This is a genomic window from Streptomyces sp. NPDC005492 (genome assembly GCF_040605995.1).
GTDB lineage: Bacteria > Actinomycetota > Actinomycetes > Streptomycetales > Streptomycetaceae > Streptomyces.
Map to the genome: position 1 here is coordinate 13,367 of NZ_JBEXDX010000046.1, position 25,810 is coordinate 39,176.

Below are 25,810 nucleotides of genomic sequence, written 5' to 3' on the forward strand. Positions count from 1 at the left end.
CCCGCGCTTGCCGCTGTGGCGACGTGATCAGTCTGTTGTACACAGGGGTTAAACCCCATGGATCGGGAGTCTTCAACGCTTTGGCGATCTGTTGCCAGACTTGGCGGTGAATGGATGCCTAAACGTGATGCTGTCTGATGGATTCCGTTATCCGAACAGTGGGTAACGCCCCCCGGACGTCGGACAGATCGGACACAACGTCGATCCGGCGTCTTTCGGGGCATCACACCGCGGTCTACGCGCGAAGAAATGTGTCGTAGACGTAAATCCTGCGGAGAAGCGGGGAAGAGGACTCGCGGGTGTCAGTATCCACCACGGGCGGGCGGGTATCCGTACCCGCCCGCCTGAGCCGGCGCCGCGTGCGCCTCGCGGTCGTAGAACGGGCGGGCGTTCGCCCGCAGCCACAGGGCCACCGGGTCGTACTCGTCGGCCATCGCCACGGTCGACACCGGCAGCCCGTCCGGGACCGCGCCGATCGACTGCTGCATCATCGCGCGCACCGAGTCCACGGCGGGCGGGCTGGTGTCGTACACATCCAGTCCGATCGCGAGATACGGCGCTCCGAGCGCGGGCTGCACCCAGGCGCGGCGCAGCGTGCGGACCGCCGGGGTGCGGTGGGCGTTCTGCGTGAGCAGGGCGTAGAACTGCGGGATCTCGATGCCCGGTTCGGACAGCCGCAGTGGTCCGGCGGGCTGGCGCTCCAGGCCGGTGGCGATCCGGCGCAGGTCGAGCCAGGGGATGCCGACGCCGCCGCCGGGGGCGTGCGGGTTGAGCCAGAGACCGAAGTGGTCGGGGTAGAGGGTGCGGGCCACGTCGAGGCCGTCGACCACTTCGTAGGAGCGGTTCCAGCCGCTGGCGGAGAGCTCCTGGGCGGAGGTGACACAGGGGGCGTAGCCGTACCTGTCGACCTGCATGTTCCCGTACTGGGCGTCCGGGGAGCCGGACTGGCCGTGCCACAGGAGCATCCAGATCTGACCGGAGTGGGGGGTCGCGAGGGCGCGCAGGAGCGCCTCGTAGGCGTCGTAGCGCCCGGGCGTCACCTGGCGCAGCATGTGCTCGACCTGGCCGGTCGCGGTGCCGCTGGCGCTCAACGTGTACCGCCCCTTCTGGTAGTTGCCCTGAGATGACCCGCGTATGGAACCAGCTTAAGCGCCCGGTGGCCGGGGGTCCGATGTCCGTCGACGGGTGGGTCGGCGGTCGGACAGGCCCTAGTGACCCTGTGTGTAGAAGGGGCGCACCGACTGGCGCATCCACTCGGCGACCGGGTCCTGGGTCACGTCGAGCAGGACCAGGTTGACCGGCCATTTCACCTCGGCCCGGGCCAGGGCGCGGGACAGGGCGTCCATCGGAGCCGCCCTCAGATCGCCGTCCCAGTTGGTCAGTTCGACGCCGACGAACATGACCGGGTCGGCGGTCTCGATCGCGGCCAGGCAGCGGCGGGCCGTGCCGACCACGCCCGTGCCGGCGAACTCGGCGGAGGCCGCGGCGAGGAAGTCGACCGGGTCGTCCTGCCAGTCGGGCTCGAAGAGCCGGACCCGGCCGCCGCTGGTCGGACCGTCGAGTGCGGTACGGCCGATGCGGCACAACTCGGCGACGGCGGGGGGCGGAAGCGGTACGCCGACCATGCCGTCCGGGTTCACCGCGAGGCCGACCTGCGGGGGCAGCCCGCGGGCGAACTCCACGGCGGGCGCGATGGTGAACGACAGATGCGAGCCGACGACCCGCCGGAACTGCTCCTCGGAGCTGAAGACCGGGACGTAGGCCTGTCCGTCGATCTCCAGGGTGGGCAGGTCCAGGGGGCCGCTCTGCGGGCCGCCGCCGCTGGGCAGCGGGATCCAGATGAAGCTGCGGCCGAGCACCTCGATGATCCGGCCGCCGGCCGAGGGCATGCCGAGGGACGCGGAGAGCACCTCCTCCAGCTCGTTGCCGGGCCATCCGCCGTGCGGATGCGGGTGGGGGTACGCCTGACCGGGGAAGTCCGCCGGGAAGTCCATCTACCTACCGCCTGCTGGTGAAACCGCCTGCTGCAAACCTGCTGTGGCTGAAAAGGCTAGCGGCTCAGTCCGCGAAGTCGATCCGCCGCAGCACGTCCGCCGCGTCCCGGTCGAGCAGGACCGCCGAACCGACGCCCCGCGGCAGGTCACCGCGCTCCACGGCGCGCAACAGCCGGGCGGCGGCCCTGCGGTGGCGCAGGAACGCGTACCGCGAGACTCCGCGACCGCGCTCGCGCTGACCGTCGAGCGCGGTGTCCGGGCCGACGTCGAGGAACACCAGGTGCAGGGTCCCGCCCCGGCGGCGCGCCGCGCGGGCCAGCCAGCCGCGCACCCAGGTCTGGGTGCCGCAGTCGTGCACGACGGCTCCGGACGCGGAGCGCAGGGTGCGGTGCAGTCCGGCGTAGTGGGCGAGCCGGACCAGGGGGCGGTAGACGGAATAAGGGAGTCGGCCCGACATCCGGGCGTCCCAGTGGTCGCGGGTGTCCTGGGAGTCGATCCGTGCGCCCCGGACGGTGCGGTGCATCAGCGTGGACTTGCCACTGCCGGGCAGACCGGTGACCACGACGAGGTCGCGGGCGCCGAAGCGGAGTCCGTGCGGGCTGTGGCCGGCACGCTCGCGGAGATCGCGGACGACCGGTGCCGGGCGGGCCGGGCAGGCCTCTTGGGCCGGGGCCGAGGGTTGCTTCGGCAGCGCGACGGCCGAGGTCGTGGCGTACACCGTGGTCCTTGTCACCGTGATCGTCCTCCCTGCGGGGTCAGGAAAGGTTGTCCCCACTGAACGTAAAGAGAAGGTAATGCACGGTGTCTCGCGGTTCCGTTCGCTTCCGGCCACAGGCCTGTTACAAAGGCTGTGCGATGATGTGCGCGCCAACTGCATACCGGCCGCTTGAATCCGCGCGGGAGAGTCCCCGGCAGTACGTCGTTAGACGTCGTCCGGGGCGCCGAAGGAGCAAGTCCCTCCCTTGAATCTCTCAGGCCCCGTTACCGCGCGGGCGAGGCACATCTGAAAAGCGGGCCGCCCTTCCCGGTGGCCCCACCCAAGGTGCAACCCATGGCCCGCGCGGTCATGGCGAACCTCTCAGGTCCCGATGACAGATGGGGAGGAACGACCTCGCCGTCATGCCTTGGGAGACCGACCGATGAGCAGTACCGCCACCCCTGACAAACGCCGCACCGCGCTCGACGCGCTGCACCGCTCGCTCGGTGCGACGATGACCGACTTCGCCGGCTGGGACATGCCGTTGCGCTACGGCTCCGAGCGCGACGAGCACCTCGCCGTCCGCACCAAGGCCGGCCTCTTCGACCTCTCCCACATGGGCGAGATCACGGTCACCGGACCGGAAGCGGGCGCACTCCTCAACTACGCGCTCGTCGGCAACATCGCCTCGGTGGGCGTCGGCCGGGCCCGCTACACCATGATCTGCCGGGCCGACGGCGGCATCCTGGACGACCTGATCGTCTACCGGCTGGCCGAGACGGAATTCATGGTGGTGGCCAACGCCTCCAACGCCCAGATTGTCCTGGACTCGCTGGTCGAGCGGGCCGAGGGCTTCGACGCGGTCGTCCGCGACGACCGTGACGCGTACGCCCTGCTCGCCGTGCAGGGCCCCGAGTCCCCCGCCATCCTCGCCTCCCTCACCGACGCCGACCTCGACGGCCTGAAGTACTACGCGGGCCTGCCCGGCACGGTCGCGGGCGTCCCCGCGCTGATCGCGCGCACCGGCTACACCGGCGAGGACGGCTTCGAGCTGTTCGTGCGGCCGGAGCACGCGGTGGAGCTGTGGCAGGCGCTGACCAAGGCGGGCGAGCCGCTGGGCCTGGTCCCCTGCGGGCTGTCCTGCCGGGACACCCTCCGCCTGGAGGCGGGCATGCCGCTGTACGGGCATGAGCTGTCCACCGACCTGACCCCCTTCGACGCCGGGCTCGGCCGGGTCGTGAAGTTCGAGAAGGAGGGCGACTTCGTCGGGCGTACGGCCCTGGAGGCCGCCGCCGAGCGCGCCGCCTCGCGGCCGCCGCGCGTCCTGGTCGGGCTCGTCGCCGAGGGCCGCCGGGTCCCGCGCGCCGGGTACTCCGTGGTCGCCGACGGCCAGGTGATCGGCGAGGTCACCTCGGGCGCGCCCTCCCCGACCCTCGGCAGGCCGATCGCCATGGCCTACGTCGACGCCGCGCACTCGGCGCCGGGCACGGCCGGTGTCGGCGTGGACATCCGGGGCAGTCACGAGCCGTACGAGGTCGTGGCGCTGCCGTTCTACAAGCGCCAGAAGTAACCCTTGGGCGTGGCCCCGGGTACGTCACCGCTGCTCACGCATGCTTCCAGCAGTCCCCCATTCATCAGCACTCCCTCGCGTACAGGAGAATTCAGGCCATGAGCAACCCCCAGCAACTGCGCTACAGCAAGGAGCACGAGTGGCTGTCGGTCGCCGAGGACGGCGTCTCGACGGTCGGCATCACCGAGTTCGCGGCCAACGCGCTCGGCGATGTCGTCTACGCCCAGCTCCCCGACGTCGGCTCCACGGTGACCGCGGGCGAGTCCTGCGGTGAGCTGGAGTCGACCAAGTCGGTGAGCGACCTGTACTCGCCGGTCGCCGGCGAGGTCACCGAGATCAACGAGGACGTGGTGAACGACCCGTCGCTCGTCAACTCGGCCCCCTTCGAGGGGGGTTGGCTGTTCAAGGTACGCGTCGCGGAGGAGCCGTCCGACCTGCTCTCCGCCGACGAGTACACCGCGTTTTCCGCCGGCTGAGGAGTCGTACACCCCTATGTCCGTACTGAACACGCCCCTGCACGAACTCGACCCGGACATCGCCGCCGCCGTCGACGCCGAGCTGCGCCGTCAGCAGTCCACGTTGGAGATGATCGCGTCGGAGAACTTCGCTCCGGTCGCGGTCATGGAGGCACAGGGCTCGGTCCTCACCAACAAGTACGCCGAGGGCTACCCGGGCCGCCGTTACTACGGCGGCTGCGAGCACGTCGACGTGGCCGAGCAGATCGCGATCGACCGGGTCAAGGAGCTGTTCGGCGCCGAGTACGCCAATGTGCAGCCGCACTCGGGCGCCTCCGCCAACCAGGCCGCGCTGTTCGCGCTGGCGCGGCCCGGGGACACCATCCTCGGCCTGGACCTGGCGCACGGCGGCCATCTGACCCACGGGATGCGGCTGAACTTCTCCGGCAAGCAGTTCGACGTGGTCGCCTACCACGTCGACGCGCAGACCGGTCTTGTCGACATGGCCGAGCTGGAGCGGCTCGCCAAGGAGCACCGGCCGAAGGTGATCATCGCGGGCTGGTCGGCGTATCCGCGCGAGCTGGACTTCGCCGAGTTCCGCCGGATCGCCGACGAAGTCGAGGCCTATCTGTGGGTCGACATGGCGCACTTCGCGGGGCTGGTCGCGGCCGGTCTGCACGCCAACCCGGTGCCGTACGCGGACGTCGTCACGTCCACCACGCACAAGACGCTGGGCGGCCCGCGCGGCGGGATCATCCTCGCGAAACAGTCCTTCGCGAAGAAGCTCAACTCGTCCGTGTTCCCCGGCTTCCAGGGCGGTCCGCTGGAGCATGTGATCGCCGCCAAGGCGGTCTCCTTCAAGGTCGCGGCGAGCGAGGACTTCAAGGAGCGCCAGCGGCGTACGGTGGAGGGCGCGCGGCTGCTCGCCGAGCGCCTGGTGCGGGACGACGTGAAGGCCGTAGGCGTCGACGTCCTGTCCGGCGGCACGGACGTGCACCTCGTCCTGGTCGACCTGCGCAACTCCGAACTCGACGGTCAGCAGGCCGAGGACCGGCTCCACGAGGTCGGCATCACGGTCAACCGGAACGCCGTCCCGAACGACCCGCGTCCTCCGATGGTCACCTCCGGCCTGCGCATCGGCACTCCGGCGCTGGCGACCCGCGGCTTCACCGCCGAGGACTTCGCCGAGGTCGCGGACGTCATCGCCGAGGCGTTGAAGGCGCCCTCTCCCTTCGGGGCGGCCGACGTCGACGCGCTGAAGGCCCGCGTGACCGCGCTGGCGGAGAAGTACCCGCTGTATCCCGGGCTGTAGTCGGCCCCCGGGACACCGCGCACACTGGGAGGTGTGCGCGGTGTCCCACCCCCTGCACCACCTCGCATGTCCTGCTTGTTCTGAGGAGTCACCGTGGCCATCTCCGTCTTCGACCTGTTCTCGATCGGTATCGGCCCGTCCAGCTCGCACACGGTCGGCCCGATGCGGGCGGCCGGCCTGTTCGCGCGCAAGCTGCGCAACGAAGAGCTGCTGGACTCCGTCGCCTCGGTCCGCACCGAGCTGTACGGCTCGCTCGGCGCCACCGGTCACGGGCACGGCACCCCCAAGGCGGTGCTGCTCGGCCTGGAGGGCGAGTCGCCGCGCACGGTGGACGTGGAGAAGGCCGACGAACAGGTGGAGCGGATCCGGGAGTCCGGCCGCCTCCGGCTCCTCGGCGACCACGAGATCCCCTTCTCCTACGACGACGACCTGAAGCTGCACCGCCGTAAAGCCCTGCCGTACCACGCGAACGGCATGACGCTGTGGGCGTACGACGCGGCGGGCACCGAGCTGCTGTCCAGGACGTACTACTCGGTGGGCGGCGGTTTCGTCGTCGACGAGGAGGCGGTGGGCGCCGACCGCATCAAGCTGGACGACACGGTCCTCAAGTACCCCTTCCGCACCGGCGACGAGTTGCTGCGGCTCACGCGGGAGACCGGTCTGTCGATCTCCGCGCTGATGCTGGAGAACGAGCGTGCCTGGCGCACGGAGGAGGAGATCCGGGCCGGGCTGCTGGAGATCTGGCGTGTGATGCAGGCGTGCGTGTCGCGGGGCATGTCGCGCGAGGGCCTCCTGCCCGGCGGCCTGAAGGTCCGCCGCAGGGCCGCCATGTCGGCGCGCCAACTCCGGGCGGAGGGCGACCCGTTGGCGCACGCGATGGAGTGGATCACGCTCTACGCGATGGCGGTGAACGAGGAGAACGCGGCGGGCGGCCGCGTGGTCACCGCCCCCACGAACGGCGCGGCCGGCATCATCCCGGCGGTCCTGCACTACTACATCAACTTCGTGCCGGGCGCGGACGAGGAGGGCGTGGTCCGCTTCATGCTGGCCGCCGGCGCCATCGGCATGCTCTTCAAGGAGAACGCCTCCATCTCCGGCGCCGAGGTCGGCTGCCAGGGCGAGGTCGGCTCCGCCTGCTCCATGGCCGCGGGCGCCCTGGCCGAGGTCCTGGGCGGCAGCCCGGAGCAGGTCGAGAACGCGGCCGAGATCGGCATGGAACACAACCTCGGCCTCACCTGCGACCCCGTCGGCGGCCTCGTCCAGATCCCCTGCATCGAACGCAACGGCATGGCCGCGGTGAAGGCGGTCACGGCGGCGCGGATGGCGATGCGGGGGGACGGCTCGCACAAGGTGTCCCTGGACAAGGTCATCAAGACGATGAAGGAGACGGGGGCGGACATGAGCGTGAAGTACAAGGAGACGGCGCGCGGCGGGCTCGCGGTGAACATCATCGAGTGCTGAGGCCGTTGTCCCCGAGCTGATGCCCGGCTTCGAGGGCGATCGGGTAGCGGTGGACGGGTGGCAGGTCCGCGAGCAGGCCGGGCCACACCGTGTCGATGACGTGCGCACTCGGGGTGAACAGCGGCTGCGGCAGGGCGGGGAGGTCGGTGACCTCGTGCCACTCCCAGCGACGGATCAACTGCGGTTCGGTGACGGTCGGTCGACCGGTCCAGGCGGGGACGTGGACGACGGCTGTCAGCCGGGGCATGGTGTCGATGGAGTCCAGCAGGAGGGCCGGCACACGCGCCTCGGCGGGGTCGGCCCGCAGGCCCGTCTCCTCCTCCAACTCCCGTACGCCCGCCTCCAGGAAGCCTTCGCCGGGGTCGTTCTTGCCGCCGGGCAACTCCCATACCCCGCGCACCGACCAGCCCAGCAGGATCCGCCCCGCCGAGTCGGTGACGACGACACCGGCGCCGGTGAGGGCGTGCGGGGAGGGCCGTCCTTTGCCCGCACAGGTGGCCTGGGCGGGGGCGGACCCTCGTAGGACGACGAACGCGAGGCCGTCCGCGTCGTGGCGCCCGGCCGAGGCCCAGCCCGCGCACAGCGCGTCGATCTCCTCGTCGTCGAGGGCGATGGGGCGTTTGCCGTCCGGTACGGCCCGCGCGAGAGGCGTGATGACACAGAGGGCGCCGCCCGGCCGCAACCGCTCGCGCAGCCGGTTCAGCACGCGGGTGCGGTCGTGGACGAACGCCCAGGTGAGGCGGAAGGTGATCAGGTCGTAGGCGGGGCGGGGCAGCGTGTCGAGGTCGTCGCGTTCGATGTCGAAGAGGTGGTAGGTCACCGCGGCGGTGGCCTGGTGCCGGGCTTCGGCGCGGGTGAGGGCGGCGGGGGCGTAGTCGACGGCGTCGACCTCGTACCCCAACTCGGCGAGGTGACGGGCGAGTTCGCCCAGTCCGCAGCCGACGTCCAGGGCGCGTCCGCCGTCGGCGGGGGCCGGGGCGTGCGCGGCGAGCAGCGCGCGTTCGGCGTCGCGCAGGGGGCTGAAGGTGTTGCCTTCGGCGTAGTGCGCGTCCCATTGGTCGGGGTTGGTGTGTCCCACCGGTTCTCCTGGTCGGTCGTTGGTGGTCAGCGGTCGGTCGACAGGGTCAGGAGTTCGGCGAACAGGCCGCCGCCGTGGGCGAGTTCGGCGGCCGTACGCACCGCCTCCAGCGCGGCCCCGGTCACGGTGAGCGCGCTCAGCGGGGTGCCGCGAACAGTGGAAGTGATCAGGGCGAGGTGCTGGGCGGACGTCGCGGTGAGACGGGGCGCGCGGCCGGGGCCGAGGTAGGACACGGCGTGCCGGTGGGCGAAGGTCTCGCGGGTGAAGGCGAGGGGCGCGGCGGAGAGCTTGACCCAGAAGCGGTCGCCACCGCCCTGCCGCCCCGCCGTCACCTCCCACGCGCGCGAGGGCGACGGCCAGGCGGCGAGGGGGGCATCGTCGAGAGACGTGACGGGACCGATGACGGATTCGGCCCAGGCCCGGACGGGGTCCGGAAGGGTGGTCGCTCCGCTCATGCCCCCACCTCGCTGGCCGTCGTGACGTATCCGCGTGGGCGACGGCCGTGGCGTCAACCTCGTGCGTCGCGGACAGGACGGGGACCGTGATCAAGGGGGCGCGATGTTCGAACTCGAGCGGGGCGGGGGCAGGAACGGGGACGGGATCCATGGCGGCCTCCTGCGACGGACTGAGCGACTCGGCGCCTGAAGAACGCGCCTGATCACGGAGCCTTCACGGGTGAGGCCGGGCGAATCGTCGGACGAAAGTTCGAGACGACGACGGGTGCGGGCCCAGGGACTGCTGGGAGGTGCGGTCGCCATGCGGTGTTCGATCGGCCGCGCAGGGGGTGTCACCTGATCGAGGGATTGCGACGGGGGACGGGAGGCCGGAGCACGGTACGCTCCGGTCGGCCGTCTGCCCGCACGAACCGGTGCTCAGGTCCGGTTGACCCCGCTGGCCACCGCGTGGCCGATGAAGAGGTAGACGAGGGCGGGCAGGCCGTAGTTGACCACGGTGCGCCAGTCCGCCGAGTGGATGGTGAAGAGGTTGCGGGACCAGCCCGAGAGCCAGTTGGCCGCGTGGTGAACCCAGTCGACCGTGCTGTTCGCGGTGTTGGCGTCGAACAGGTAGAGGCCGATCCACAGGATCAGTATCAGTGCCGCGATGTCCGCGATGACGGAGATGACCGTCCCCGCGGGGCTTCCGCCGTAGCGAATGGACATGTTGAACGGATGACCCGGAAAGCCGGGCTGAAACCAGCAGGCGCCCGGTGCCCTCAGCGACGGGCGAGTTGGCGTTCGCCGTTGACACCGGGGCGGTAGGGCAGGCCGTAGTGCTTGAAGATCGGCTCCTCCTGTTCGGCGGGCAGGATGTCGTCGGTGCCGATCGAAGGAGCCTGTTTCACCAGGGCTTTGGCGTAGCCGACCTTGACGTAGTCCGGGCCCACGATCGCGTCGTCCAGCGGGACGAAGATCAGCCGGTGCCGTGTGGGCAGCCCGACCCGGACCGTGGCCATGGCCGGCTCGTCGGTGGCGGTGTCGACGTAGACGGCCTCCAGGACACCGATCTTGTGCGACTCCGGGTCCACGACGTCACGTTCACGCCACTCCCGGATGTCCGCTGCGTGGATCATGGCCTTCTCCTTCTGGACGGCCCCCTCTTGCTGTCAATCTTGACCGGGTACCCACCCCTCGGAAAGGGAAAGATGACCATTGACTCCGCGCTCGTCGACCGACTCCTCAGCACGCAGTTCCCGCAATGGGCCCAGTTGCCGCTGACCCCTCTGGAGGTCGCCGGATCGGATCACCACATCTACCGGCTCGGCGAGACGATGTCGGTGCGGCTGCCGCGGAGCGACTGGGCGGACGGGGAGGCCGCCAAGCAGCACCTGTGGCTCCGCCGCCTGGCCCCCTTGCTGCCCCTGCCCGTCCCGGAACCGCTGGGGCTCGGCACACCGGGCGACGGCTACCCATGGCACTGGTCCGTCACCCGCTGGCTCGACGGGACGACGGCGAGCGCGGAGAACCTCGCCGACCCCGAGCGGACCGCCGTCCAACTGGCCGATTTCCTACGGACGTTGTACGGCATCCCGACCGCCGGAACGCTGATCCCCGGCCCCCATCCCGAGCTGACCCGCGCCCCGCTGGCCGACCGCGACGACGCGATCCGGGCGGCGATCGAGGCCGTGGACGGGGCATTCGACGCCGCCGCCCTGACCGAGGTCTGGGAGAACGCGCTCCGGGCTCCGGCCTGGGACCGCGAACCGGTCTGGTGCCACGGGGACTTCCACACGGGCAACCTGCTCACCACCGACGGCCACCTCTCCGCCGTCATCGACTTCGGCGGCCTGGGCATGGGCGACCCCGCCTGCGATCTGGTCATCGCCTACACCCTGCTGTCGCCGACGACCCGTCCGCTGTTCCGCTCCGCCCTCGGCCTGGACGACGACACCTGGACCCGCGGCATGGGCTGGGCCCTCGCCACCGGCCTGAACGCCTACACCAGGCACGCGGCCACCGACCCCCGCGTCGCACGCCAGACCACCCACCAGCTCACCGAGGTCCTCACCGAGCACGGTCACCCCTCACTACTCTGAGCACTTCAAGCACATCAGGGGGTGGACGCCATGGCAGCAGAGCCGGTCGGCGCCGAGGTCGTGGCGGCGGTGCAACACGTGTTCCGGGACGGGCTGTTGAGCGGCAGATCCGCCTTCGTGCCCGAGTGGGAGGCATGGAACGAGCGGACGGCCACCGATCTGCGCGTCCGCTTCGTGGACCATCCGGACGAATCGTCGGACACCTTCCTGGTCAAGCTGCGCCGCCAGTTGGACGGTGCCCCGGACGAAACGATCGCGCTGGCGGCCGAGTTGCTGTTCGTGAACATGGCACCGCTGGTGCCGGAGCAGATAGGACTGCGCAAGAAACGGGAGATCCTGACCGAGGTGCTGTCCTGGGCCGGTCGGCCGGTGTCGATCCCGGCGGATCTTGAGGGCGGTCTCGGCGGGTTCATCCACGGCGGGCAGGGCTTCCTGAACTACCGCTGGGCGCAGTTCCAGATCCTGGTCCTGCTGGTGGAACGGCTCGCCGCGATGGAGCGCCCGGAACGCGAGGCGGTGCTCGGCGACCCGTGGCGGTTCCGCGCCGAATGCTTCGCGATCCAGGAATCGGAGGGCCACAAGAAGGGGCGGGCGCAGATCCACGTCCTGCTGTATCTGCTCTTCCCGGACAAGTTCGAGCCGATCGCCAGCGTCTTCCACAAGCAGGAGATCCTGAAGGCCTTCGCCGGCGACCTGCCCGAGCCGACCGGCGACCAGGACCGCGATCTGCTCGCGCTCCGCCAGGTCCTGGAGGCGCGGTCCGGTGAGCCGGTCGACTTCTACGCCGAGCCCTGGCAGGGCAGTTGGCGGAAGCGCGCGACCGAGCACGCGCAACGCGGCTGGCTGGTCCGCGGCGCCAACGTGGACGGCGCCAACTTCATACCGTCCTGGCTCGATCAGGGCTACTGCTCCCTGTCCTGGGGGGAGATGCCGGACATCCCCGCCGACTCCACCAAGCCGCAGGTCCAGCACGCGGTGGCGGAGGCGATGCCCGACGCCAGCGCCCAGCTCCGCGGCCAGGCCACCTACCAACTGCACGCCTTCGTCACGGTGATGCAGCCCGGCGACCTGATCGTCACCGTCACCCCGGACGAGGTCCACGTCGGCACCGTCCAGGGCCCTTCGTCGTACGACCTGACCGACGGCCCCGACAACGCCCGTCGCCGCCCGGTGCGTTGGGCCACGATCGGCCGGCCCCTGGAGCGGGCACGGCTGCCGGAGACGGTACAGGCGCAGTTGACCCGGCCTCCGGCGGTCTACGACATCAGCAGCGTCGCCGCCGAACTCGCCGAGCGGGCCGGCCTGGAGGACGTCGTGGCCGAACCGCTCATTGAGGCCGACGTCACCAAGCCTCTCGAACTGCCCTCCGTCACCGAGGAGTTGGCGACGCAGTTGCTGATGCCTCTGGACTGGCTGCGGGAGACCGCCGAACAGTTGCAGGAGCAGCGGCAGTTGGTCTTCCACGGACCGCCCGGCACCGGAAAGACCTATGTCGCCCGCGCGCTGGCCCGACACCTTGCCGGTCCCGACCGGGTGGAACTCGTCCAGTTCCACCCCTCCTACACCTACGAGGACTTCTTCGAGGGCTTCCGGCCGGTCCGGGGCGAGAACGGCTCGGTGGTGTTCGAGGTGCTGCCGGGCCCCTTGAAGCTGCTGGCCGGGCGGGCCCGGAACGACCCGTCGAACCCGTACATCCTGGTCATCGACGAGATCAACCGCGCCAACCTGGCGAAGGTGTTCGGCGAGCTGTACTTCCTGCTGGAGTACCGGGAGGAGCCGGTCACCACCCAGTACAGCCCGCACGACCCGTTCCATCTGCCGGGCAATCTGCTCGTCATCGGCACGATGAACACCGCCGACCGGTCGATCGCGCTCGTCGACGCGGCGATGCGCCGCCGCTTCGCGTTCCGCCGCCTCTCGCCCGAACTGCCGCCGGTACGCGGCCTGTTGGAGCGCTGGCTGCACGACCGCGGCCTGCCGGACACGGCGGCCCGACTGCTGAACACGCTCAACTCCCGGCTGGGCGACCCCGACCGCGCCATCGGACCGTCGTACCTGATGAAACCGGCCGCGGCCCGCCCGGAGGGACTCGACCTCATCTGGCGCACCCAGATCCTGCCCCTCCTGGAGGACCAGCTCTACGGCACCGGCGTCGACGTCGAGGAGGAGTACGGGCTCGCCGCACTGAACGCCGGTGCGGCGGAGGAGAGTTGAGCACCACCGACCCGCTTCGGCTCACCGTCGACGAGACCGGCCCCGGCGTGGTGCGCGAGCTGACCGGCGACCAGCTCGCCGGACTGCTCGGCGTGCCCGGGCTGGTGCGGCTGAGCCCCGTCGGCGGCGGCAGATGGCGGCTGGCCGGAAACCAGAAGGCCGGCCTGATACGGCTGCGCACCCCCTCCGGAGCCGCGATCCAGCTCCGGCTGCGCCCCAAACTCCCGGTCCGCAACCTGCTGTTCCTGCTCTCCTACTCCGCTGCCGACCCATGGCTGCGCGAGACGGTCGACACCGCCGAGGCCGACGACCTGCCGCCGGCCCTCGCCGACCTCCTCGCCCGCGTCACCCGCCGCACCCTGGACGCCGGGGTACTGCACGGCTACCGCACGGTCGAGGAGGAACTGCCCCTGATCCGGGGCCGCATCCGCACCGCGGACCAGTTGCGCCGGGTCGGCCTGCCCCTCCCGGTCGCCGTCCGCTACGACGACCACACACCGGACATCGCCGAGAACCGCATCCTGCTCGCCGCCCTGCACCGCGCCGCCCGCCTGCCCGAACTCCCCGTCCGCACCGGCCTCGCACTGCGCCACCTCGCCCACCGTCTCGACGGCGTACACCTGCCGCCGCCCGGCGCACCACTCCCCCACTGGACCCAGAACCGCCTCAACTCCCGGTACGCACCGGCACTGAGAATCGCGGAACTGCTGCTGTCCGACCGGTCCGTCGACCCGGACGGCCAACTCCCCACCACGGCGGACGGGTTCGTCCTCGCCATGCCGGCCGTCTTTGAACGGTTCCTCACCCTGGCGCTCACCGACGCCCTGGCCCGGCACGGGGTCCGCTGCGCGGCACAGGAGCGGCACCACCGTCTCGATCAGGCGGGGCACGTCCGGCTGCGACCGGACCTCGTCCTGTACCGGGCGGGCCGTACGGTGTCCGTCGTGGACGCCAAGTACGCCGCCCGGCACGCACCCGCGCCGCCCACCGAGCACCTGTACCAACTCCTCGGCTACTGCACGGCGTTGGGCCTACCGCACGGTCATCTCGTGTACGCCGCGACGAGCCGGGACGGACCGACCGAGCATGTCGTACGGCGAGCCGGCATCAGCGTCACGGCCCACGCGCTCGACCTGGACCGGCCACCCCCCGAGCTGCTCGGCGCGGTGTCCGAACTGGCCGGACTGATCGCGAACGCGAGGGACACCGGCGGCCTTCCGAGCCCGGCGGAAGCCGATGTTCCTCCAGGGGCTACCGAGCAGTAACCGCTTCCCCCTACGCTGCTGCCGCCCACCAGGCGCCCAATCAAGCGCCAACCAGGCTACGGCGAAGGGGACTTGAGACCCATGAAGGCGATAAGACGGCTCGCGGCGCTGCTGGGCGCCACGGCTCTGCTGCTGACGGGGGCCGCGGGCAATGCGCACGCGGCGGCGGCGACGTTCTCCGAGACGACGACGATCGGCACGCACAACGCGTACGAGCAGGACAAGTACACGTACTGGGCGCAGGCGTTGGACTCCGGGGCCTCGCTGCTCGAACTGGACGTCTACGCCGACAGCCTGAGCAAGCGGTGGCGGGTCAGCCACAGCAACCCACTCGGCAACGACAACAACTGCGAGTACGCGAGCACCCCCGCCGACCTGTACAGCAAGGCCCGCAACCAGGATCTCGGCAGTTGCCTGGACAACATGGCCGCCTGGAACACCCTGCACCCGGACCACGCGCCCGTCATCATCAAGGTGGAGATGAAGGTGGGCTTCAACAACGACGTCGGCCTCGGCCCGGACGAGTTCGACACCCTGGTCTCGCAGAAGCTCGGCAGCAGCGTCTACAAGCCGTCCGACCTGCTCGGCTCCTCCTACTCCACGCTCGACGCGGCGGCCCAGGCGAACGCGTGGCCGTCCCGTGACACCCTCAAGGGCAAGTTCCTCTTCGAGCTGATCCCGGGCACGGTCGAGCAGGCCAATCCGTTCGACCACTACTGGACGGACCAGGAGTACGGCGACCATCTGCGGGACCTGTACGCGGCCGGGAACATCTCCCAGGCACAGGCCTTCCCTGCGGTACTGGGCGCGGCGAACGGCGACCCCAGGGCGAGCCGCTGGACCTCCGACACCTCCATCCGCCCCTGGTTCGTGTTCTTCGACGGTGACGCGGCGACGTACGTCAACAACGGCTACGACACGTCGTTCTACTCCACGAACCACTACATCCTGATCATGACGGACGCGTACGCGGTGGCTCCGGCGATCTCCTCCACAGCTCCCACGGACGCGGAAGTCGCCGCCAAACTGGCCCTGTTGGCGGCCGACCACGCAAGTGTGATCACCTCTGACTGGTCGTCGAAGTCGGCGTCGGTGCTCAGCTCGGTGGCCACCAGAAGCTGAGGTTCCGGATACCGGGGACGGGGCACAAGTCCCCCATGTTGCATGGCATCGACGTAAGCGCGTACCAGTCCACCGCGTACGACACGAGCGGTTCCTCCTTCGTCTTCATCAAGGCGACGGAGGGCCACTCGTACGTCAACCCCAGACTCACCGCCCAGACGAAGACGGGCCGTGACGCGGGCCTGGTAGTCGGCTTCTACCACTTCCTCTGGCCCGGGAACATCACCGCCCAGGCGGAGTACTTCGTGAGCAAGGCCCCTGAGAAAGCAGGGGACTTGCTGGCCGTCGACTGGGAGACCACCGGCGACGGCACGCACGCGTCCAACGCGGAGAAGGACAGCTTCATCCGGAAGGTGAAGGCGTTGCGGCCGAACAACCGGGTCGTGCTGTACACAAACCGCAACTTCTGGCTCACCGTGGACACCACCTCATACGCCGGCGACGGCCTCTGGATAGCCGACTACGTCACCGCGGGCAAGCCCCGCATCAAGGCCAAGTGGCTTTTCCACCAGTACACCAGCGACCCGCACGACAAAGACGTGGCCGACTTCGCGGACAAGGCCGCGCTGAAGAAGTGGGCGGCGGACGCGTAACAGCTATCCGTCCAGCGCGGCGACAAATCCCGCACGCATCTGCCGCGCGGGCGGATTTGCCAAGTAGTCGTTCAGGACATCGAAGCTGCGAAGAGCCGCCGGAAGAGCCTCATACCAAGCGAGGCCACGCCAATTGCACGTGGAACAGAGCAATCCCCGCACGCAGTCGCCACAGCTCCGACGCCCAGGACAACACGTGTGGTCGTGGTCGACGTGCATGGCTTTCGCCCCCGAGTCGGGAGCTCCGCATATGGCACACCTCCCGCGTTGGAACTCCAGAAGCAGGTCCACGAACTCTTTCGTCACGCTGTAGTTGCCGAGGCGCACACGCTGGCTGTTGCACGGCTTGCAGTACGGCCGCGGCAGACCCGCCGCGCTAAGTGTCGAGTACTCAGATGCTGCTGATAGTGGCCCGTGCACAACCCACGGGCGCTCACTCGTCGCACACATCCATCGAACGCACATGTACGACTCTCCGTCGCTGCGCGAGGAGCTCCGACGGGGGCCAGGCCTCGGCCTTTCCGGTGTTGCGCATAGTGGGCCGCACAGAGCCCCCTGGTGAGCCGATGCTCGTCGGAAGACCGACCGCAAGCCCACCCGTCTCCGCCCGCCAGGCACTTCTTCACCCGTTCCCCAACCGCGTTGATCCGTAAGACACATCACCCGGTCAACGAGGAAGTCGAACACATGTCACGCATGCGCACGCGAAGGCGATCAAGTGCTCCAGCGGGCGGGGCCGCACCTACCCCCGGAGATCATGTGAGCCTGTGCCTGGTCAGCCCTTGAAGTCCCCCGTCCGCTCAGGCGAAGCCTCCGCCAGCCCCTTCGTGATGCCGGCCGCGTCCTCCCGCAGCCCGTACACCGGTGTCCCCGGCTGCTGGCGCCAGGACTCGTCCAGGGTGCCCGCGTCGACCGTGTCGAAGCCGAGGTCGTCGATCAGGGCCCTGACCTTGCGCTTGGCCGCCTCGTCGTCGCCGGCCACGGGGAGCGCGATGCGGTCGGGGGCGCCGGCCGGGCGGGGGCGGTCCAGGATGTCCTGGGCGAAGGTGCCGTTGAACGCCTTGATCACCGTGTGGCCGATCTGCCGCGCCGTCCAACGGCTCTCGGTGAGGCCGTCGTCCAGGATGGCGTCGATCCTGCCGTCCCGCCCGGGGTAGTAGTTGCCGGTGTCGATGACCGCGACGCCGTCCGCCGCGCCGTCGAGGAAACCCTTGGGCAGGTTCGGGACCGCCTTGAGCGGGACGGTGACCACGACGACCTCGGCCCCGTTCGCCGCCTCCTCGACCGGTACGGGGGTCGCCCCCGTCTCCTCGGCCAGCGCGGTGAGTGTCTGCGGGCCCCGCGAGTTGGCGACGGAGACGTCGTGGCCGAGGGCGGTGAGCCGCCGGGTGAGGTTGCCGCCGATGTTGCCCGCGCCGATGATGCCGATCTTCATGACAGACCCTTCGCCGATTCGGAATCAATGAACATGCACATGCATCCTTCGAGGGGCCTCAACCTCGGCCACCCACCAGCTATTCCGGACCCCCTGCCATACGGGTGACACGGCCTCCGGCGCCGAGGCCCTACTCCCCGAACGGATCCTCCAGCTCCGCCCGCAGCACCTCCGCCGCCGTCTCCGCGTCCCCCTCCGCGACCGCCCGCACCAACGCCTCGTGCGCCCCGTCCCCGGTGTTCGGGTCGTGCTCGCGCAGCCCGGTCAGCGCCAGCAGCTCCACCAGCCCCTCCCGCAGCACCGGTCTGAACTGGTCGAAGAGATCCGCGAGTACGGGGTTGTGCGCGGCGGCGACCACGGCAGCGTGGAACGCGATGTCGGCGGCGACGAAGGCGGTGTCGTCCAGGGCGGACGCGGCCCGGCGGCCCTCCAGCGCACGCTCCATCGCCGTCACGTCCTCGGGTGTACGGCGCCGTGCGGCCAGCCGTGCCGCCTGGACCTCGACACCCATCCGCACTTCGTAGACGTCGGTCACCGCGGCCCGCCGCAGCCGGGTCGGCCAGTCCTCGGCGGGTTCGGTGGCGACGACGAACACGCCGGCGCCCTGCCGAGGCCGGACCAGCCCCGCCCCGGCGAGCGCCCGCAGCGCCTCGCGGACCGTCGAGCGGCCGACACCCAGCTCCGTGGCGAGCGTGGTCTCCCCGGGCAGCTTGCTGCCGACCGGCCACTCACCTGCGGCGATCTGCGCGCGCAGCCGGGCGGCGGCCTGCTCGACGAGGGGACTGGGGCGGACAGGACCTAGCGGCATGCGCGGTTCACCAACTCCGGTGTCGGAAGGAAGAGGCTCAGGAAATTCTCACTTGTCTGAGGACCTGAGGTGTGGATAGCGTACCGGCATGACGCTTCGCGGTCTCCTTCTTCTCGGCTGCCGCGGCGGGGTTTGACGCGACCGGCACCCCGCCGCGGGGCGCCGTGCTGCCGGTCACCGTCCGACCGAGCCGAGAGCAGTCAGCAGACGATGACCACCGCCCCAGCCGTCCGTTGGAACCCCCAACGCCCGAGCCCCATGCCGTACCACCGCTACCGCCCCTTCCACGACCGGGTGAACGTCCCTGCCGGGAACCGGAGTTGGCCCTCCGCCCGGATCGAGCGCGCCCCCCTCTGGGTCCCCGTCGATCTGCGCGACGGCAACCAGGCCCTCGCCGAACCGATGGACACCCCCCGCAAGCGCCGCCTCTTCGACCTGCTGGTGGCGACCGGCTTCAAGGAGATCGAGGTCGGCTACCCCTCCGCGAGCCGTACGGACTTCGACTTCGTACGACACCTGGTGACCTCCGGAGCCGTACCCGACGACGTCACTCCCGTCGTCTTCACCCCCGCCAGACGGGAGTTGATCGACCGCACCTTCGACGCGATCGAGGGGCTGCCCCGCGCGGTCGTGCACCTGTACATCGCGACCTCACCGGTGTGGCGGGAGGTGGTGCTCGGCCGGGACCGGGGTGAGGTCCGGGAAACCGTGCGCGCGGCGGCCGAGCAGATGGCGCGCCGGGCCGGGGACGCGCCCGGTGTCCGGTTCCAGTTCTCGCCGGAGACCTTCAACCTCACGGAGCCCGACTTCGTCCTCGAACTGTGCGACGGGCTCACGGAGTTGTGGGACGCGAGCCCGGACCGCCCGGTCACGCACAACCTCCCGGCCACGGTCGAGATCGCGACGCCGAACGTCTACGCCGACCAGATCGAGTACGCCCACCGGAACCTGTCCCGGCGGAAGTCGGTGATCCTCTCCGTCCACCCGCACAACGACCGCGGCACAGGCGTGGCCTGCGCCGAACTCGCCGTCCTGGCCGGCGCCCAGCGCGTCGAGGGCTGTCTGTTCGGCAACGGCGAGCGCACCGGGAACGTCGATCTGGTGACCCTCGCGCTCAATCTGTTCGCCCAAGGAGTGGACCCCACGGTCGACTTCGGGAACATCGACGCGGTCCGGGAGACCGTCGAGCACTGCAACCGGCTGCCGGTGCACCCCCGGCACCCGTACGCCGGTGACCTGGTGTACACGGCGTTCTCCGGCACCCACCAGGACGCGATCAGCAAGGGCCTGACCCATCACGCAGGCAGGGCGAGGGAGTTGGGGGTGCCCGAGCGGCGGGCTCCCTGGTCCATCCCGTATCTGCCCATCGACCCCGCCGACGTGGGCCGTTCCTACGAGGCGGTGATCCGCGTCAACTCGCAGTCGGGCAAGGGCGGAATGGCGTATCTGCTGCGCACCCACCACGGACTCGACCTGCCGCCGCGCATGCGCCCCGACTTCTCCCGGGTCGTCCAGGAGGCGACGGACGCGAGCGGGCGGGAGGCGACACCGAAGGAGCTGTACGAGCTGTTCCGGGAGACGTACGTGGTGGACGGGTCGGTGGAGCCGGGCGCGTACCCGGACACAGCCGCCCTGGTGGACGCGCTCGCGCGGACCGGATGCGTGGTCGAGGTCCTGGAGTTGACCGAGGACGGGACGGCCTCCTATGCCGAGTGCCGGGTGGACGGCGTCACGGTGTGGGGTGCCGCGGAGGGCTCGGCGGCCTCCGTACGGGCCGTCCTCTCCGCGGTGAACCGCGTGGCCCGATGAGCGAGGTGCTGCGCGCCGAGGACGTGCACGTCGTACGGGACGGGCGGCCCATCCTCGCGGAGGTGTCCCTCACCGTCCGGGCCGGCGAGCACTGGGCGCTCCTCGGCGCCAATGGGGCAGGGAAGTCAACCCTGTTGAGCCTGCTCGGGGCGCGGGTCCATCCGACCGGCGGGACGGTGGAGGTGCTCGGCCGCAGGCTGGGCCGAGTCGACGTACGGGAGTTGAGGTCGTACGTGGGTCACGTCGACCCGCGTCATCCGCTCGCCGAGCCGCTGCGGGTGCCGGAGGTGGTGCTGACGGGGCTGACCAACTCCGTGGCGTTGCTGCCCCGTTGGCGGCCGACGCCGGAGCAGGAGGCGCGGGCCGAGCGGCTCATCGACACGATGGGGCTCACGGAACTGCGCGAGGCGCGCTGGCCCACGCTCTCCCAGGGGCAGCGGGGCCGGACCCTGATCGCCCGCGCGCTGATGCCCGAGCCCCGGCTCCTGCTGCTGGACGAACCGGCCACCGGTCTGGATCTGCCGGGCCGGGAGCGGCTGCTCGACGCGCTGGACTCGCTGCGCCGGAAGCATCCGCACCTGGCCACGGTCCTGGTCACCCACCACCTGGAGGAGTTGCCGGCCGGCACCACCCACGCCCTGCTGCTGCGCGAGGGCCGTCCCCTCGCACAGGGTCCGGCGGCCGAGGTCCTCACCGGTGACCAGGTCGGCAAGTGCTTCGACTTGCCGCTGGTCCTGGACCGGCACGACGGCCGCTGGAGCGTGCGGATCAGGAGCGGCCGCCGGGCATGACGGAAGGGGCGCCCCTCCACGAAGGACGGGCGCCCCTTCCGCTGGGATCACTCCCGGTTCACTTGTTCAGGTGGGCCCAGAACTCGTCGAACGAGAGGACCTTGTCCCCGTTGAGGTCCCGGCTCTTGATGATGGCCTCGGCGACCGTCTCGGTCACGTTCCAGTCGCCTCCCTGGGCCAGGGCGGTCTTGAACTCGGCCGCGGTGATGAAGCCGTCACCGTCCGTATCGATCCGCTCGAACTGCTTGCGTGCTTCCTCGATGTCCGCCACCGGATCCGCCCCTTCGTAACGCATTACCGCCTGTTGACGGAGGCCAGATTAACCGGCCGCGCGAGCACGCAGTGCGGCGACCACCCACGCGAACTCCTCACGGTGCGCCGCCGCGGGTCCGGCGCCCTTCACCGCGGACAGCAACTCCCGGTACCGGGCAAGCCTGTTGTTGGACGCCGCCTCCATGCGTTCGAGGACGACGGCCGGGTCGCCGCCGTCCCCCAGCACCTCCCGCACGATCGCCTCCGCCTCCGGGGAGTCGGGGGCGATGCCCCGTTCGCGGGCCTCCGTCGCCAGCTGGATCAGCCGCATCGGGAACCACGTGGAGCGCCCGCGCACGGCGGCGCGCTCCTGGTCCGACGCGTTGAACTCGACGGCCGCCCGCATCTGGGCCCGGAACTCCGGGTCCTGGACCATCTCCGCGAGTTCCACCCAGGCATCCACCTGTTCGGGGGTGGGGTCGTCGGGCAGGTCCACCGCGATGGACCGCATCCGCTCCTCGATGGCCGGATCCACGGTGTCGAGGCCGTGGAACAACTCGTCCACGAACTCCTCCATGATCCGCCTGCGTTCGGCTGCCGACAGCCGTGCCAGTTTGTTCATGAGTGTCATCTCCTCTGTGGTCGAGCCACGTCGCGCCACGGTCGACAGCACCGCACGGGTCACCCTCAGTGAACGGATCTGGGCGTCCAGCGCCACCACATGGGCGGCGGCCACCTCCGCGACCGTCGTCTCCCCCGCCAGCACCTTGCGCACGTCGTCCAGACCGAGGCCCAACTCGCGCAGGGTGCGGATCAACTCCAGGCGGGCGGCGGACTCGGCGTCGTAGAGCCGGTAGCCGCCCGCGGAGCGGGTCACCGGGGTGAGCACGCCCTCGTCGGACCAGTAGCGGATGGTGCGCACGGTCAGACCGGTGGACCTGGCCAGTTCCCCGATGGTGAAAAGTCCGGTGCCGTCTTCGATCATGTCTGCGAGTGTGGGCCTTCCAGTGGGTGGAGACTCAAGGAGCACGGGGGAGCACGGTGGTGGAGACTCTCCGGGACATTCTCGACGCGGCGGCGCAGGGTGTCCTCCCCCCGCCCGACGGCCGTACGACCGTGGTGCCGCAGGCGTCCGAGCGGGACGCGGGGGTGCTCGCCTTCACCGCGCACGCGGTGGTCTTCACGGACGAGGATCCGGAGTGGGTGCGGGCCACCTTGGCGGCCGTGCCGTGCGACGCGCTGGCGGCGCCGATGAACCCGCGGTTCCTGACGGCCCTGCTCGACCGGACGGGCCGTACGTCCGAGACCGTCGACGCGATGCTGGTGGGCTCCCCGCTGCCGGGCGAACCACCGCTCCCGCTGAAGGAGATCACGGACGGCGACCATCCGCGGATCGTGTACGCCCGCGGCCGCCGCGACGACGTGCGCGCGTGGACGACGGAGGGCGGAGTGCTGGTGACGGGCCGCGGCGTGGCCGGCCGGCTGGAGGTCTCGGTCGAGATCGACGCGGACGTACGACACCGGGGCCTGGGCCGCACCCTGGTGACGGCGGCCCGCCACCTCGCGGCCGAACCCCTGTGGGCGCAGGTGGCACCGGGGAACGCCCGCAGCATGCGGGCGTTCCTGGCGGCGGGTTACCGTCCGGTGGGTTCGGAGGCGCTGCTGCTGCGCCCGCGGTCAGCGGAAGATGCCGGTGTGGCCCAGTGAGTAGCGGCCCGGCTGCGGGTACACGGCGAGGCCGTGCGGGCCGCTGCCGACCTTGATGCGGGCGAGTTGGGTGCCGGTGCGGGTGTCGATGGCGTAGACCTCGGAGTTGTAGCGGCCGGAGAGCCACAGGACCTTGCCGTCGGCCGAGACGCCGCCCATGTCGGGGCTGCCGCCGTTCGGCAGATGCCACTTCTTGGTCAGCTTGTTCCGGGTGAAGTCGAAGACGGAGATGCTGCCTTCGCCGCGGTTGGAGATGTACATCTCGCGGGAGTCCCGGCTGATGTAGAGGCCGTGGCAGCCCTTGCCGGTGGGCAGGAAGTCCGGTTTGGCGAAGGTGTCGCCGTTCAGGACCCACATGCCGTCGGCCATCATGTCGGCGATGTAGAACTTCTTGCCGTCGGGCGAGATCTTGACGTCCTGCGGCATCGCCCCGTGGAACGGCAGCTTCTGCTGGCCGATCACCTTCATCTTCTCGGTGTCGACCTTGAGGAGTTCGCCGCTGAACTCGCAGGAGACGATGAAGTACCGCCCGTCCGGGGAGAAGTCGGCGTGGTTGACGCCGTAGCAGCCCACCGGCACCGCCTTCACCGTCTTCATGGTGTGCGCGTCGCGGAAGACGAGCTGTCGGTCGAGGGAGGCCATCACGATCGCGTACTTGCCGTTGGGCGTGAAGTACAGGTTGTAGGGGTCGTGCACATCGACCGGGTCGCCCGCCTCCCCCGTTCTCGGGTCGATCGGGGTGAGGGTGTTGCCCCGGTCGTTGTTGACCCACAGCGTCTTCAAGTCCCAGGAGGGGACGACGTGTTGGGGCTGGATGCCGACCGGAATGGTCTCGATGACCTTGTACGTCTTCGGGTCGATCACCGAGACCGTGTTGGAGTTGGTGTTGGGGACGTAGACCCGGGAGGGGAAGTCCCGTACGACCGGGGAGAGTTGGTTCGGCCGGTCGGCCGCGTACAGGTCGGCCGGGTCGAGCACCGGCGGCATACCGGGCAGCCCCAGTGCCTTCTTGTGCTGCTGCGGCCGGAGCGCGGCCTTGGTGCCGAGGGCTTCGTCGGCGTGGTCCTGCGAGCTGCAGCCGGCCAGGGCGGCCAGCACGGCGAGGGCGGCGCCGGTGACCAGGACGCGGACGGCGCGGGCGAGTCGGGTGGGGTGCATCAGCTCAGCAGCTCCGTGGTCGTCACCGCGCGCAGTCCGCGGCGGTCGAGTTCTTCCAGTACGGCGGGGAGCGCGGCGACCGTGCCGGCGTACCCGAAGTGCATGCTCACGACGGACCCGTTGCGGACCTCGGCGAGCACCTTGCGGGTGATGGCGGGCGCCCCGGGTTCGGTGAAGTCGAGGGAGTCGACGTCGTACGACAGCACATGCGGGTAGCCCACGCGGTGGGCCAGTCGCTCGACGAGCGGGGACGCGGCCGGGGCGCGCGAGGGCCTGAACCAGGTGCCGATCGAGCCGGTGAGCCGCTTGAGGCGGTCGGCGCAGCCGGTGATCTCGGCGAGGGCGTCGGCCTCGGACAGGGTGTTGACGGCGATGTGCCGCTGGGTGTGGTTGCCGAGGTCGTGGCCGCCGTCGAGGATGCGGCGGGCCATCTCGGGGTGGGTGTCGAGCCAGGTGCCGACGGCGAGCACGGTGACATGGGCGCCGTGTTTCTCCGCCTCGGTGAGGAGGGCGGTGGCGATCTTCGGGTCGCCCTGGCCGTGGAAGGTGAGCGCGATCCGGGGGCGGTCGCGGGGTCCGTGGGTGATCTGCGCGGGCTGCCGGGGGAAGGCGCGCGGGGCGGGGGCGGTGAGCGGGGTCGCCTTGGCGGCGGGCGTGCGGGCGGGGGCGTCGGGGGGCGCGGCGGGGCCGGTCGTGGCACATCCGGCGGCGAGTGCGCCCCCGGCGACGAGCCCGGCACCCGCACGCAACGCCGTACGGCGGTCGGTCGTGGTCACCCGGACCATTTAAGGGGCGCCGGGTAAGAAAGCGGGGCATTAACCCATTTGAGGGACCCTCACGGGTCGCGCTAGAACAGGGGTTCCAGAAAGGGTCTACGGCGGAGCCGCGCCGGTGCTCAGCGGTCGGCGACCCGCATCTCGAACCAGGTGGTCTTGCCGCGCGGCAGCAGGTCGACGCCCCAGCGGTCGGAGAGCTTGTCGACGAGGAAGAGGCCGCGGCCGCTCACGTCCATCTCCTGGACCGGCATCAGACAGGGCAGGCCCCGGGAGGGGTCGCGGACCTCGATGCGGATCCAGCCGCGACGGCGCCGCATCCGCAGGCCGAACACCCGGGCGCCGGTGTGCCGTACGGCGTTTCCGACGAGTTCCGAGACGAGCAGGACGGCGTCCTCGGTCATTTTCGGGGTGAGTCCCCAGTGCCGTAGCACGACGATCTGGGTGAGTCTGCGGGCGGCGGCGGCGGACTCGGGGCGGGACGGGAGCGGAACTTCCGCCTCCGTGGGATTGCCGAACAACTCGATCGCCTTGAGTGCCCGCTCGTCCTCGACCGCAGGCGACCAGCGCGCCGCGGTCGCACGGCCTTGTCCCCGCGGCTGTCCGATACCTTCCAGCCCCGCCATGCGTCCATCATGGCCGCCCCGCAGGCCCTCCGGGGCGGTTCCGGAGGAATACGCCCCCCGGAAGCCCCCGTTCCGCGACATCCGCTCGACATATGCCGAAGGCATTTCAGGGCTCGCCGCAACCCCTACGACCTGCGGCGAAGGCTGTGTTGGTGGC

At 70.4% G+C, this 25,810-nt stretch carries 27 protein-coding genes and 1 riboswitch; of the genes, 12 read left to right on the plus strand and 15 right to left on the minus strand.

Features of this window, described 5'->3' with window-relative positions; genetic code table 11:
• Positions 1–302 precede the first annotated feature (302 nt).
• The 3 genes from ABZT04_RS37860 to ABZT04_RS37870 form a co-directional block, all read right to left on the minus strand.
• Positions 303–1,091, minus strand: coding sequence for an enhanced serine sensitivity protein SseB C-terminal domain-containing protein (locus ABZT04_RS37860; RefSeq protein ID WP_356062956.1), 789 nt, complete (start codon positions 1,089–1,091; stop codon positions 303–305).
• A gap of 117 nt (positions 1,092–1,208) precedes the next feature.
• Positions 1,209–1,994: an enhanced serine sensitivity protein SseB gene (locus tag ABZT04_RS37865; protein ID WP_356062959.1), complete on the minus strand. Its 786-nt coding sequence runs from the start codon at positions 1,992–1,994 to the stop codon at positions 1,209–1,211.
• Positions 1,995–2,058: 64 nt separating this feature from the next.
• Positions 2,059–2,733 carry an AAA family ATPase gene (locus ABZT04_RS37870; RefSeq protein WP_356063076.1) on the minus strand — a complete coding sequence of 225 codons (675 nt, stop codon included), beginning with the start codon at positions 2,731–2,733 and terminating at the stop codon, positions 2,059–2,061.
• A gap of 148 nt (positions 2,734–2,881) precedes the next feature.
• Positions 2,882–2,991, plus strand: a riboswitch (glycine riboswitch).
• A gap of 142 nt (positions 2,992–3,133) precedes the next feature.
• Here ABZT04_RS37870 and gcvT point away from each other — a divergent pair.
• From gcvT to ABZT04_RS37890, 4 genes are all read left to right on the plus strand, one after another.
• Positions 3,134–4,261 (plus strand): glycine cleavage system aminomethyltransferase GcvT, encoded by a 1,128-nt coding sequence (gcvT, locus tag ABZT04_RS37875; RefSeq protein ID WP_356062962.1) that lies wholly within the window; start codon positions 3,134–3,136, stop codon positions 4,259–4,261.
• A gap of 98 nt (positions 4,262–4,359) precedes the next feature.
• On the plus strand, positions 4,360–4,737 hold the full coding sequence (gene gcvH / locus ABZT04_RS37880) for a glycine cleavage system protein GcvH (RefSeq protein ID WP_356062964.1): 378 nt from the start codon (positions 4,360–4,362) through the stop codon (positions 4,735–4,737).
• A 16-nt stretch (positions 4,738–4,753) separates the two neighbouring features.
• Positions 4,754–6,028: a serine hydroxymethyltransferase gene (glyA, locus tag ABZT04_RS37885; protein ID WP_356062966.1), complete on the plus strand. Its 1,275-nt coding sequence runs from the start codon at positions 4,754–4,756 to the stop codon at positions 6,026–6,028.
• A 93-nt stretch (positions 6,029–6,121) separates the two neighbouring features.
• Positions 6,122–7,489, plus strand: coding sequence for an L-serine ammonia-lyase (locus tag ABZT04_RS37890; protein WP_356062969.1), 1,368 nt, complete (start codon positions 6,122–6,124; stop codon positions 7,487–7,489).
• On the opposite strand, the gene ABZT04_RS37895 is transcribed toward ABZT04_RS37890, so the two are convergent.
• The 4 genes from ABZT04_RS37895 to ABZT04_RS37910 all read right to left on the minus strand — a co-directional run bounded on the left by ABZT04_RS37895 (position 7,476) and on the right by ABZT04_RS37910 (position 10,137).
• Positions 7,476–8,567 carry an NUDIX domain-containing protein gene (locus ABZT04_RS37895; protein ID WP_356062972.1) on the minus strand — a complete coding sequence of 364 codons (1,092 nt, stop codon included), beginning with the start codon at positions 8,565–8,567 and terminating at the stop codon, positions 7,476–7,478. The genes ABZT04_RS37890 and ABZT04_RS37895 overlap by 14 nt on opposite strands.
• Positions 8,568–8,593: 26 nt before the next feature.
• A complete protein-coding gene (locus ABZT04_RS37900; protein ID WP_356062975.1) occupies positions 8,594–9,022 on the minus strand; it encodes a hypothetical protein in 429 nt (142 codons plus the stop codon).
• Positions 9,023–9,439: 417 nt separating this feature from the next.
• A complete protein-coding gene (locus ABZT04_RS37905) occupies positions 9,440–9,727 on the minus strand; it encodes a hypothetical protein (RefSeq protein ID WP_356062977.1) in 288 nt (95 codons plus the stop codon).
• A gap of 53 nt (positions 9,728–9,780) precedes the next feature.
• On the minus strand, positions 9,781–10,137 hold the full coding sequence (locus ABZT04_RS37910) for a PRC-barrel domain-containing protein (protein WP_356062980.1): 357 nt from the start codon (positions 10,135–10,137) through the stop codon (positions 9,781–9,783).
• 72 nt (positions 10,138–10,209) lie between these two features.
• Here ABZT04_RS37910 and ABZT04_RS37915 point away from each other — a divergent pair, with 72 nt between their 5' ends.
• From ABZT04_RS37915 to ABZT04_RS37935, 5 genes are all read left to right on the plus strand, one after another.
• Positions 10,210–11,100 (plus strand): aminoglycoside phosphotransferase family protein, encoded by an 891-nt coding sequence (locus ABZT04_RS37915; protein ID WP_356062983.1) that lies wholly within the window; start codon positions 10,210–10,212, stop codon positions 11,098–11,100.
• 30 nt (positions 11,101–11,130) lie between these two features.
• Positions 11,131–13,314 carry an AAA family ATPase gene (locus ABZT04_RS37920; protein ID WP_356062986.1) on the plus strand — a complete coding sequence of 728 codons (2,184 nt, stop codon included), beginning with the start codon at positions 11,131–11,133 and terminating at the stop codon, positions 13,312–13,314.
• Positions 13,311–14,579: a restriction endonuclease gene (locus tag ABZT04_RS37925; protein ID WP_356062989.1), complete on the plus strand. Its 1,269-nt coding sequence runs from the start codon at positions 13,311–13,313 to the stop codon at positions 14,577–14,579. The genes ABZT04_RS37920 and ABZT04_RS37925 overlap by 4 nt, the downstream gene beginning before the upstream one ends.
• Before the next feature lie 81 nt (positions 14,580–14,660).
• Positions 14,661–15,701, plus strand: a complete 1,041-nt coding sequence (locus ABZT04_RS37930; RefSeq protein WP_356062992.1) for a phosphatidylinositol-specific phospholipase C domain-containing protein — start codon at positions 14,661–14,663, stop codon at positions 15,699–15,701.
• A gap of 35 nt (positions 15,702–15,736) precedes the next feature.
• The gene (locus ABZT04_RS37935; protein ID WP_356062995.1) at positions 15,737–16,294 is read left to right on the plus strand and encodes a glycoside hydrolase family 25 protein; all 558 of its coding nucleotides are present in this window, start codon (positions 15,737–15,739) and stop codon (positions 16,292–16,294) included.
• A 3-nt stretch (positions 16,295–16,297) separates the two neighbouring features.
• Here ABZT04_RS37935 and ABZT04_RS37940 read toward each other — a convergent pair whose 3' ends face one another.
• From ABZT04_RS37940 to ABZT04_RS37950, 3 genes are all read right to left on the minus strand, one after another.
• Complete coding sequence (locus tag ABZT04_RS37940) at positions 16,298–16,954, minus strand: endonuclease domain-containing protein (RefSeq protein WP_356063079.1); 657 nt, start codon at positions 16,952–16,954, stop codon at positions 16,298–16,300.
• 115 nt (positions 16,955–17,069) lie between these two features.
• Positions 17,070–17,729: an NAD(P)-binding domain-containing protein gene (locus ABZT04_RS37945; RefSeq protein ID WP_356062998.1), complete on the minus strand. Its 660-nt coding sequence runs from the start codon at positions 17,727–17,729 to the stop codon at positions 17,070–17,072.
• A gap of 130 nt (positions 17,730–17,859) precedes the next feature.
• Positions 17,860–18,537, minus strand: coding sequence for an FCD domain-containing protein (locus ABZT04_RS37950; protein WP_356063001.1), 678 nt, complete (start codon positions 18,535–18,537; stop codon positions 17,860–17,862).
• Between the two features lie 210 nt (positions 18,538–18,747).
• Here ABZT04_RS37950 and ABZT04_RS37955 point away from each other — a divergent pair, with 210 nt between their 5' ends.
• On the plus strand, positions 18,748–20,346 hold the full coding sequence (locus ABZT04_RS37955; protein WP_356063004.1) for a 2-isopropylmalate synthase: 1,599 nt from the start codon (positions 18,748–18,750) through the stop codon (positions 20,344–20,346).
• A complete protein-coding gene (locus ABZT04_RS37960) occupies positions 20,343–21,137 on the plus strand; it encodes an ATP-binding cassette domain-containing protein (protein ID WP_356063007.1) in 795 nt (264 codons plus the stop codon). The genes ABZT04_RS37955 and ABZT04_RS37960 overlap by 4 nt, the downstream gene beginning before the upstream one ends.
• Positions 21,138–21,195: 58 nt before the next feature.
• Here the strand turns inward: ABZT04_RS37960 and ABZT04_RS37965 are convergent, their stop codons facing one another.
• Entirely contained in the window at positions 21,196–21,408 is a 213-nt protein-coding gene (locus tag ABZT04_RS37965; protein WP_266772742.1) for an EF-hand domain-containing protein, read from the minus strand.
• Positions 21,409–21,456: 48 nt separating this feature from the next.
• Positions 21,457–22,374 (minus strand): MerR family transcriptional regulator, encoded by a 918-nt coding sequence (locus tag ABZT04_RS37970; RefSeq protein WP_356063011.1) that lies wholly within the window; start codon positions 22,372–22,374, stop codon positions 21,457–21,459.
• Between the two features lie 59 nt (positions 22,375–22,433).
• Here ABZT04_RS37970 and ABZT04_RS37975 point away from each other — a divergent pair, with 59 nt between their 5' ends.
• Positions 22,434–23,096 carry a GNAT family N-acetyltransferase gene (locus tag ABZT04_RS37975; protein WP_356063082.1) on the plus strand — a complete coding sequence of 221 codons (663 nt, stop codon included), beginning with the start codon at positions 22,434–22,436 and terminating at the stop codon, positions 23,094–23,096.
• Here the strand turns inward: ABZT04_RS37975 and ABZT04_RS37980 are convergent.
• The 3 genes from ABZT04_RS37980 to ABZT04_RS37990 form a co-directional block, all read right to left on the minus strand.
• Entirely contained in the window at positions 23,067–24,254 is a 1,188-nt protein-coding gene (locus ABZT04_RS37980) for a hypothetical protein (protein WP_356063014.1), read from the minus strand. The genes ABZT04_RS37975 and ABZT04_RS37980 overlap by 30 nt on opposite strands.
• Positions 24,254–25,039, minus strand: a complete 786-nt coding sequence (locus tag ABZT04_RS37985) for a polysaccharide deacetylase family protein (protein WP_356063017.1) — start codon at positions 25,037–25,039, stop codon at positions 24,254–24,256. Before ABZT04_RS37985 ends, ABZT04_RS37980 begins: the two co-directional genes overlap by 1 nt.
• Positions 25,040–25,149: 110 nt before the next feature.
• Positions 25,150–25,758: an ATP-binding protein gene (locus ABZT04_RS37990; protein WP_356063020.1), complete on the minus strand. Its 609-nt coding sequence runs from the start codon at positions 25,756–25,758 to the stop codon at positions 25,150–25,152.
• Positions 25,759–25,810: the final 52 nt, after the last annotated feature.